This is a genomic window from Saccharicrinis sp. 156 (assembly GCF_050589685.1).
In the GTDB taxonomy this organism is placed as follows: Bacteria; Bacteroidota; Bacteroidia; order Bacteroidales; family Marinilabiliaceae; genus Saccharicrinis.
Window position 1 is genome coordinate 123,242 of record NZ_JBNGOS010000018.1, and the last position, 9,246, is coordinate 132,487.

Annotated in this window: 8 protein-coding genes; 2 read left to right on the forward strand and 6 right to left on the reverse strand. The window is 41.3% G+C overall.

All coding sequences use genetic code 11. The features are described from left to right. Nucleotides 1-182 precede the first annotated feature (182 nt). From ACRD64_RS13030 to sufB, 4 genes are all read right to left on the reverse strand, one after another. Nucleotides 183-1,406, reverse strand: a complete 1,224-nt coding sequence (locus ACRD64_RS13030) for an aminotransferase class V-fold PLP-dependent enzyme (RefSeq protein ID WP_430933818.1) — start codon at nt 1,404-1,406, stop codon at nt 183-185. Between the two features lie 132 nt (nt 1,407-1,538). Further along, nucleotides 1,539-2,933, reverse strand: a complete 1,395-nt coding sequence (gene sufD, locus ACRD64_RS13035; protein ID WP_430933819.1) for a Fe-S cluster assembly protein SufD — start codon at nt 2,931-2,933, stop codon at nt 1,539-1,541. Between the two features lie 74 nt (nt 2,934-3,007). Continuing rightward, the gene (gene sufC / locus ACRD64_RS13040) at nt 3,008-3,760 is read right to left on the reverse strand and encodes a Fe-S cluster assembly ATPase SufC (protein WP_430933820.1); all 753 of its coding nucleotides are present in this window, start codon (nt 3,758-3,760) and stop codon (nt 3,008-3,010) included. 79 nt (nt 3,761-3,839) lie between these two features. After that, nucleotides 3,840-5,288: a Fe-S cluster assembly protein SufB gene (gene sufB / locus ACRD64_RS13045; RefSeq protein ID WP_430933821.1), complete on the reverse strand. Its 1,449-nt coding sequence runs from the start codon at nt 5,286-5,288 to the stop codon at nt 3,840-3,842. Nucleotides 5,289-5,907: 619 nt separating this feature from the next. Here sufB and ACRD64_RS13050 point away from each other — a divergent pair. Together ACRD64_RS13050 and ACRD64_RS13055 are read left to right on the forward strand one after the other, a co-directional pair. Next, nucleotides 5,908-6,492 (forward strand): RNA polymerase sigma factor, encoded by a 585-nt coding sequence (locus ACRD64_RS13050; RefSeq protein ID WP_430933822.1) that lies wholly within the window; start codon nt 5,908-5,910, stop codon nt 6,490-6,492. Continuing rightward, entirely contained in the window at nt 6,482-7,858 is a 1,377-nt protein-coding gene (locus ACRD64_RS13055) for a carboxypeptidase-like regulatory domain-containing protein (protein ID WP_430933823.1), read from the forward strand. The genes ACRD64_RS13050 and ACRD64_RS13055 overlap by 11 nt, the downstream gene beginning before the upstream one ends. A 40-nt stretch (nt 7,859-7,898) precedes the next feature. Here ACRD64_RS13055 and ACRD64_RS13060 read toward each other — a convergent pair whose 3' ends face one another. Next, complete coding sequence (locus ACRD64_RS13060) at nt 7,899-8,480, reverse strand: peroxiredoxin family protein (protein WP_430933824.1); 582 nt, start codon at nt 8,478-8,480, stop codon at nt 7,899-7,901. A gap of 271 nt (nt 8,481-8,751) precedes the next feature. Next, on the reverse strand, nt 8,752-8,922 hold the full coding sequence (locus ACRD64_RS13065; RefSeq protein WP_430933825.1) for a hypothetical protein: 171 nt from the start codon (nt 8,920-8,922) through the stop codon (nt 8,752-8,754). Nucleotides 8,923-9,246: the final 324 nt, after the last annotated feature.

Consider the following 9,246-nt stretch of genomic DNA (forward strand, 5'->3'; position numbering starts at 1 on the left):
ATTCTCCTTAGTGAAACCCTCTGACTCTCCCGAATACGTATTCGGGAGAGTCAGAGGGTTTTGAAAGAGAATTGTTGCCTTTTCTTATAGCCATTAATTAAGTTAGCATATGGATACCGATCGATCAATGATAGCGTTAAAGACGAGATGAATTGAACGCCAATGTCATTAACGGATGGGTGTTATCCGAACATCTTGGCAATTTTTGTGATGCCTTCAACCAAACGGTCTATTTCTTCTTTTGTGTTGTATACGGCAAAGGATGCCCGTAGTGTTCCGGGAATACCAAAAAAATCCATAATGGGTTGCGCGCAATGGTGTCCTGTTCGCACTGCCAAGCCCATTTTGTCGAGCATGGTACCCATGTCAAACGGATGTATGTCGTTTACCAGAAACGAGATTACGCTGGCTTTTTTGCTTGCTGTGCCAATAATTCTCATGCCCGGAATTTTGATGAATTGTTCCGTAGCATATCTCAGCAATTCATCCTCGTATTCATAAATGTTTTCGACACCTAACTCCGAAACAAAATCGATTGCCTCTCCCAAGCCGATTGCTCCCGCGATATTAGGTGTACCCGCTTCAAATTTAAACGGTAGCTCATTGTACGTTGTCTCCTCAAACGAAACCGTCTTAATCATTTCACCACCCCCTTGCCAGGGTTCCATCTCGTTCAGTAGTTTTTCCTTTCCGTACAGTACGCCTGTACCTGTTGGACCGTAGATTTTATGTCCCGAAAAAACCATAAAATCGGTGTCCATGGCCTGCACGTCAACTTTTAAATGCTGCACGGCCTGGGATGCATCCACCATAATTAGTGAATTGTTGGCATGTGTGTTTTTTATAATTTCATCTATTGGGTTAACCGTGCCCAAAGCATTGGAAACGTAGGTTACTGCAACCAATTTGGTTTTGGGAGAAAGCAATTTTTTAAACTCGTCTATAACTAGCTCTCCATTACCATTGATGGGAATTACCTTTAATATGGCTTTTCTGCGCTTGCACATCATTTGCCAGGGAACAATGTTAGAATGGTGTTCCATGTGCGAAATGATGATCTCATCCCCTTCGGATATATAGGTTTCCCCAAAAGAATTGGCCAATAAATTAATCGCTCCTGTGGCTCCCGAGGTAAATATTACCTCATGTGAATGCGCCGCATTAATAAATGATTGTACTTTGGTGCGGGCTTCTTCATAGGCCAAAGTGGCCTGATTGCTCAGGTAATGTACTCCTCGGTGAATATTACTATTCAAGGTTTCGTAAACCTCTTTCACCTTGTTTACCACTCTATCTGGCTTGTGCGTAGTAGCGGCATTGTCGAAGTAGGCCAAAGGCTTGCCGTGAATGGTGCTGTTCAAAATCGGAAATTGTGCCCTTACCTTTTTAATATCTATATTGGTCATCAGTTATTAGTCATTTGGAGTGAAACGACATCCCGTGGCTTAAAATTTAAGTTGGACGGGAAGTCATCTGTCTTTAGTCATTGGCCAACACTATTGACTAGTGACCATGGAACAGTAACTAACTAGCAGGTTTTACATGCAAGTGTAACCAGGCTCTGCTTCCTGTCCGCATAAAACGCAAGAACTACACTTGTTAAGTTCGCCTCGGAACACATGTTCCACCAGTTCCCTGATTTGTTCCCGGACGGCTTCCACCCTTATTTTTTCAACAGCCTCATATGCAAAGGCGTACATTAATAATATACGTGCTTCGTCTTTGCTAATTCCCCTGGAGCGCAGGTAAAACATGGCTTTTTCGTCCAATTGTCCCACGGTGGCACCATGAGAACATTTCACATCATCTGCGTAGATTTCGAGCATGGGCTTGGTGTTCATTTTGGCTGTTTCGGTAAGCAGCAAGTTGTCGTTGCGTTGAAATGCGTTGGTTTTTTGTGCATCGGGACGTACCATTATTTTTCCGGCAAAAGCAGCCGTGGCCGCATCGTCCAATACTCCTTTAAACAATTCCTCGCTGTAACAGTTTGGCTTGGCATGATCGATGAACGTGAAATTATCGACGTGTTGGTTTTTATCCGAAATAAACAAACCGTACACGTGCGACTCGCAATGCTCATCATCCATATGGATGTAAATGTTGTTCCTGGTAACGCCAGTATGCAAGGTCAGGTTGTGCGTCAGTACACTGGAATGTTTTTTTTGCTTTACGAAAACCGACGAAATGTTGGTGGTCAGGTTATGCTGGTTTTGGATGTTGTATATATCGAACACGGCATTTTCGCCCACCCAGGCCTCGGTTACTCCTGAAATCAGGTATTTTTTGTCGGAAATAGTATGTTCGCAAAGCAGGATTTTAGCCTGGGCATTTTCTTCAACAATTACCAGGTTTCGCGGGAAGGCCATTAAATCTTCCCTGGCATCCATGATGTTTACAATCTGAATGGGTTTATCAATAACGGTACCCTTGGGAATGTAAATGAAAAATCCGTCTTGGGCAAAAGCCGTATTTAAGGCAACCATACTATCTTCTTCGTTTTTGGCATATTGGTTATAATGCGCTTCGAAAAGTTCGGGATGCGACTTGGAACATTCGGCCAGACTCCCAATGATAACCCCTTCGGGTAAATTGGCGGGCAGCTGATTTTTACGATAATACCATCCGTTGATAAGGTAAACGGTGGTCGCCTCCAAATCGTGCACGTTGCAGTTAAACACATCGGAAAGATCTTGTTTAAATATTTCGTGCTCGAAATCGTACCCATAATCTTCCTCGAAAAGAGGTACCATGTTGGTGTACTTGTAGTTTTCAACCCGTTTGGTAGGAATGCCTTTTTCCTCAAACAGTTGAATGGCATTTTCTCGTTGCGACGAAATGACATCGGAAACCAATAGGTTGAGTTTGCCCTTTTCTTCTGCAAAAAGAGAAGTATATTTTAGTTCTGTTTTTAAATCTGTGCTCACAATGCTCATTGTCAAACCTTTTTGTGATGTTCAAGAAATTTTGAGCTTAAATTGTCAAGTATTAGCTCCTGCGCTTACTAGCTTTAATCTTCGAATTGTTTTTTAATCCAGTCGTACCCTTTTTCTTCCAATTCGTGCGCCAGTTCCTTACCTGCCGACATTACTATTCGACCTTTATATAATACGTGCACGTAATCCGGTACAATGTGATCTAAAAGTCGTTGATAGTGGGTAATCACTATCGTAGCATTATCCTTCGACTTTAACTTGTTAACTCCATTGGCCACAATGCGTAAGGCGTCAATATCCAATCCGGAATCTGTTTCGTCCAAGATAGCCACTTTGGGTGAAAGCATGGCCATCTGAAAAATCTCGTTTTTCTTTTTTTCGCCACCGGAAAAGCCTTCGTTAACTGAGCGGTTGGTCAGGTTGGAGTCGATCTCCACCAATTTCTTTTTTTCGCGCATCAGTTTTAAAAACTCGCTGGCGGTATATGGTTTCTGTTTGTTGTACTTACGGTGTTCATTTACTGCGGTACGCATAAAGTTAACCATACTAACTCCGGGTATCTCTACCGGATACTGGAAGCTGTAAAATAACCCTTCCCGAGCTCTGTCTTCGGCCGGCATGTCCAACAAATTTTTACCATAGAAACTTGCTGACCCTTCCGATACTTCAAAAACCTCGCTACCTGCGAGAACCGACGACAATGTACTTTTCCCGGATCCATTGGGACCCATGATAGCGTGAACTTCCCCTGGTTTAACGGTTAGGTTGATTCCTCTCAATATTTCCTTGTCTTCTATTTTAGCGTGTAAGTCTTTTATTTCTAGCATTCTTTTTCCAGTTAAAAGTTTTTAAAGTTGAAGGTATGTGAAGTTTTAACGTTGAGTCTCCTGTCTCAAAAACGAATAATTACCCTACACTACCTTCTAAACTTATTTGTAATAATTTTTGAGCCTCTACGGCAAATTCCATCGGCAATTGATTGATGACTTCTTTAACATATCCGTTTACAATTAAGCCAACCGCATCTTCAGTTGAGAGTCCGCGGGTGTTGCAATAGAAGATCTGATCCTCACCAATTTTTGAAGTGGTAGCTTCGTGCTCCACCACCGCCGAGCTATTATTTATTTCGAGATAAGGGAAGGTGTGTGCCCCGCATTTATCTCCCATTAACAAAGAATCACATTGCGAGAAGTTACGTGCATTCTCAGCTTTCTTATTGACCCTCACCAACCCGCGGTAACTGTTTTGGCTTTTGCCGGCAGAAACACCTTTTGAAACGATAAGGCTTCGGGTGTTTTTACCAATATGAATCATCTTGGTGCCCGTATCGGCCTGCTGATAATTATTGGTAACTGCAACGGAGTAAAACTCTCCAACGGAATGGTCGCCCATAAGCACGCAGCTGGGATATTTCCATGTGATGGCCGAACCTGTCTCAACTTGTGTCCACATAACTTTTGAATAGTCACCTTTGCATAAAGCCCTTTTGGTAACAAAGTTATAAATACCGCCCTTTCCGTTTTTGTCGCCAGGGTACCAGTTTTGAACAGTGGAATATTTTACCTCCGCTCTTTCCATAGCAACAATCTCAACAATGGCTGCATGAAGTTGATTCTCGTCGCGCTGAGGTGCGGTGCAGCCTTCCAGATAGCTTACGTAGCTGTCTTCTTCGGCCACAATCAAGGTTCTTTCAAATTGACCAGTGTTGATCGCGTTGATCCTGAAATAAGTAGATAATTCAATAGGGCATTTAACACCTTTGGGGATGTAAACAAATGACCCGTCGCTAAATACGGCGTTGTTGAGTGCGCCGAAAAAGTTGTCGGTGTAAGGGACAACTGAGCCCATATACTTTTTAACCAGGTCGGGATACTCCTGCACTGCCTCACTGAAGCTGCAGAAAATTATACCTTTTTCGGCCAGGGTTTCTTTAAACGTGGTTTTTACCGAAACGCTATCCATTACCGCATCCACGGCTACTCCCGAAAGGATCTTCTGTTCGTCCAAAGGAATTCCAAGCTTGTCGAATGTTGCCTTTAATTCCGGGTCAACATCGTCCAAGCTATCCAGCTGCGGTTTTTGTTTTGGTGCAGCATAATAGATGATGTCCTGGAAATCTATTTCTGGAATTTTGAGCTTCGCCCATTCCGGTTTTTTCATCATTTTCCAATACTCGAAAGCTTTTAACCTATTCTCGAGCATCCATTCGGGTTCGTTTTTTTTTGCCGATATAAGGCGAACGACATCCTCGTTCAGCCCTTTGGGAATCGTTTCCGTTTCGATATCGGTAGTGAACCCGTATTTATATTCATTACCGGTTACTTCCTCTAATATTCTATCTTGATCTTCTGCCATAATCTCTCCTTTACTTGTACCCCCATAACAACTTGTAATCGTTAAGGTTCATTACCAATTAACAAGGCCAAATTAATTAAATAATAATTTTAAGAATGCGCAAAATTAACAAACTATTTAGATTAAATAAAATTAAGCTGTTCTAAATTACGGCTCTATTAATTTGCTTCATTATCAACACGATAAATTAAGTACTCTAAATGCTTAATAAATAAGGATGCCAAAAATGATGAATGATGTTCTCAAATGGCAATTGTTCGAAAAGTCACACTAAATCCATAGCACATCGTTACAGATGTTAAAGTAAAAGAAGGGAGAGCATGAAATTTGGAACCTTATTCGTTTAATAAGTGGTATATGGATTGTAAAAATAGAAAATTGTACAGAAATACATGAAAGTTAAGCGGTGTGCACTTGAATATTTATATTTTTTTAAGATAGGATATTGTTTTTTTTCCTTTTGTCAATTAAAATGTGAAGATCTGCAACGGCGTTGGACAAACAATACATGTATAATAGAATATTTGTAAATCGTATTCCATAAAATGGATGAATTAATCAGATTGGGAGAACAATTTTCAGCGATGTTTTATACATTTATCCACAATTCTAAAATACAATGCGATCCATTTTTAGTAAAAATATAAAAACCTCCGATGAGGCGATCATTAAAAAGTATAAGGACACAAACGACCTGGATATTTTGGGGGAATTGTATGGTCGCTATATGGATCTGATTTATGGTGTGTGCCTAAAGTATCTAAAAAACAAGGATGATGCACAGGATGCAGTCATACAACTTTTTGAAAAGATATCCGTTTCCTTGAAAAATGGGGAAGTAGATAGTTTTAAACCTTGGTTATATGTGGTGACAAAAAATTATTGCCTGATGCAATTGCGCAAAACCAAACATAAAGCGCTTTCGATAGATGAGAGCAATTTTTGGGCGGGTAAAATTATGGAATCGGAGTTTATGGTGCATCCTATTGATAAGGAAGAGGAAGAAAGAAATGAGGAAGCGCTAAGAGCGTGCATCGAAAAATTAAAAGAAGCACAAAAACAAAGCATCGAACTTTTTTATTTTCAACAGTTGACCTATCAGCAAATTTCCGATAAAATGCAGATAGAAGTAAAAAAGGTGAAGAGTTATATTCAAAACGCAAAGAGGAATTTAAAACTGTGCCTGGAAAATAATGGAAAATAACGATCGTCATATCGAAGAGATATTAAAATATCTTGGTCGTAAAATGACTGAGGAGGATCGTTATGCTTTTGAGCGCAGGATGGAGGCTGACCCGTTTTTGATGGATGCTGTTGAAGGTTATCAGGGTAAGAGCATGGAGGAAGTGGAAACGGAGTTGAAGGTGTTGCATGCTAGTTTGAGAAACAGTAAAAAAGCAAGACTTGTTCCGGTGTGGATGAGGGTTGCCGCCGGGCTTCTGCTTCTGGTTGGGGCCACAACGTTGTACATGATTCATAGGGAAGCGCAAAAGACTCATTTGGTGAGTGATAACATAGAGCTTCAGGAGGAGGTTAAAACGGAAGATTCCATGCTGTTGAAACCAGCCTCCGCACCCACGCAAACAAAGTTAGCCAGGAACGAAGAAGAACTGCAGACAAAACCAGTAGGTGAATTAAAGGAGGCATCTTTTTCGCATAAGAAAACTGAAGGGCCAGAGCAAGAAATACCAATATCGACCAAGGCATTGGCAAAGCTTGATGTGGTGGACACCGGATTGCAACCGGAAGTAAATATGGCATTACGTTATGAAGATTCGGCCGTGAAGGCTGAACGCGCGTTGGTAGGCAGATTAGCTGGTGTGGATGTAAGTGCGGTTGAAGGCGAAGGGGACCGTGAATTTCGTGATATTAGAATTAGAGGAATAGCAAGTACCTATCCAGATACTGTTTTGGCTTCTTTCAGGGGCAGGGTAGTGGATGAGCAAGGAATGCCGTTGCCCGGGGTTACGGTAATGTATTCAAAGGTTGGAGATGCAGTCTCGGAGTCGCTACGAAACGAAGGTGTAGTTACCGATTTGGAGGGGAACTTTGAAATTTCGGCACCTAAAAGCGGAGCTGTGTTAGAACTTAAATACATAGGCTTCAAGGATAAGTTGGCCGTTGTCAAAGATGATAGTGTCGGCGAGCTGGTGATGCAATCCCAGAACCTGGCCATGGACGAAGTTGTTGTGACTGGTTACGGGAGCCAGAAGAAAAAGGAAGTTTCGGGAGCAGCCGGGCGTGCTAAAGCCAGGTTAGGTTCAGATAGTGCTGTAAAGGATAATATGCTACTGCCGGAGCCGGAAGGTGGGATGAAAAAACTCGTTAAAAAAATGGAACGCAGTTTAACTTATCCAACCATAGAAAAGAAAATGGCAGTTCAGGTTAAAGTTTTTGTGTCATCTGAAGGTGAGGTGGTTAAAGTGGATGCTGACCTATCGATAGATGCCGATTTTGCTTTAAAGCTCAAAGAAAAATTAAAAGCCACTAAATGGATTGCTCCCAAGATAAACGGGATGCCAATTGAGAGTTCCAGAGAAGTTAGCTTTGAGTTTTCGGGAAGTAAATAAACTGGGGAAGTGAACGCAGACGCATTTTTCCCCAATATGGTTACCTCTTTAAAATTTCAACAACCTCTTTAACGCTCATTCTTTTTTTGTAGTCCTCATCGAAGAAAGAGCCTTTGATAATACCGTTTTTATCAATGATGTACGTGGCTGGAACGGGTAAGGCATAATCGCTATTGCCGCTGGCCTTATTGATGTCTATACCCCAGGCTTTATACTTGGCGTGCTTGGTTTTTGGAAGCTTAAAGGTCACCTTGTATTTATCCATGATTTTATGGTTCTCATCGTAAATAATATCAAATGATGCACCTGTTTTTTCAATGGTTTTTTCGACTTCTTCCGGTTTTTCGGGCGTGATGGCAATGACCCTAGCGCCTAAGTTGGTAATAAAATCCAAAGAATCCTGTAGTTCGCTCATTTGTTTGTTGCAATACGGGCACCATTGGCCTCGGTAGAAAAAGAGAACGATTTGTTGCTGCCTGGTGATTTCCGATAAATCAATAACATCTCCGTGGTTAGTAGTTGCTTTAAAATTGGGAGCTTTGCTATTGGTTGGCAATACTTGCTGCGCTTCGGTTGTAGTAATTGCCATTAAAAGTAAAGTAATAAATAGTAAATTCTTCATGTTAATTATTTTTTTTTGTTCGGAGGAATGGTCGCATTCAGTTAAAATCCTGACTGGGCAAGTGCTATTCATATACAATATTGGGCATAAAAAGTTAGAATTCATAATCGTGTCCATCCAATAGCACAAGGTTGCCGGATGAATACTGAAGTAACCATTGTATCAATGGTTCCCAATCCATAGTTTATGGGTCATACGCCATCCATGGGTCGGCATGGCCAAAGTCTTGTTTCGTATTTATTTCCGGACCTGGATCGTCAACGAGGATTTGTTATATGCCAGAGCTAATGCTAAGGTTGGCTGTGTAATCCTCGCTGGGATCACCTCCACCTCTACCTTCGGTACGCATAAATAAGATAGAGAAATTGATGTCCTTTAGATGATGGTCAGAACTGACATCTTTATCAGGACATGGAGAAGCAGCTATCTCATAAAACATCATTCAAGGTATATGAGGTGCCAAATTGAAACATAAACGTGCCAATCGCATGAGGTATGTATAATTACCTTCGAAAGGTAGACCTTCCGGAATGTGGTATCCGGCAGTATGACTGCTTGCAATGGCGTTTGTCACTTGTAGCTTGGTTCAACCCGCCATATGCATTAGAAATTCTATTACACATTGAAATTACTTTAAACAAGGCACTTCGTTGTATCACTTCAACTCACCAGAACGATGCTCCCGAAATTAATCAACGATTTTATTTAGCAAGAATACATTACACTATTTAAATCTAAAGTCAAGTTTGTAGTTGTAGAGCCATGG

Bases quoted from the DNA above. Each gene is read 5' to 3' on its own strand.
- ACRD64_RS13030 (WP_430933818.1), bottom strand. From the start codon at position 1,406: ATGACCAATATAGATATTAAAAAGGTAAGGGCACAATTTCCGATTTTG.
- sufD (WP_430933819.1), bottom strand. From the start codon at position 2,933: ATGAGCATTGTGAGCACAGATTTAAAAACAGAACTAAAATATACTTCT.
- sufC (WP_430933820.1), bottom strand. From the start codon at position 3,760: ATGCTAGAAATAAAAGACTTACACGCTAAAATAGAAGACAAGGAAATA.
- sufB (WP_430933821.1), bottom strand. From the start codon at position 5,288: ATGGCAGAAGATCAAGATAGAATATTAGAGGAAGTAACCGGTAATGAA.
- ACRD64_RS13050 (WP_430933822.1), top strand. From the start codon at position 5,908: ATGCGATCCATTTTTAGTAAAAATATAAAAACCTCCGATGAGGCGATC.
- ACRD64_RS13055 (WP_430933823.1), top strand. From the start codon at position 6,482: ATGGAAAATAACGATCGTCATATCGAAGAGATATTAAAATATCTTGGT.
- ACRD64_RS13060 (WP_430933824.1), bottom strand. From the start codon at position 8,480: ATGAAGAATTTACTATTTATTACTTTACTTTTAATGGCAATTACTACA.
- ACRD64_RS13065 (WP_430933825.1), bottom strand. From the start codon at position 8,922: ATGATGTTTTATGAGATAGCTGCTTCTCCATGTCCTGATAAAGATGTC.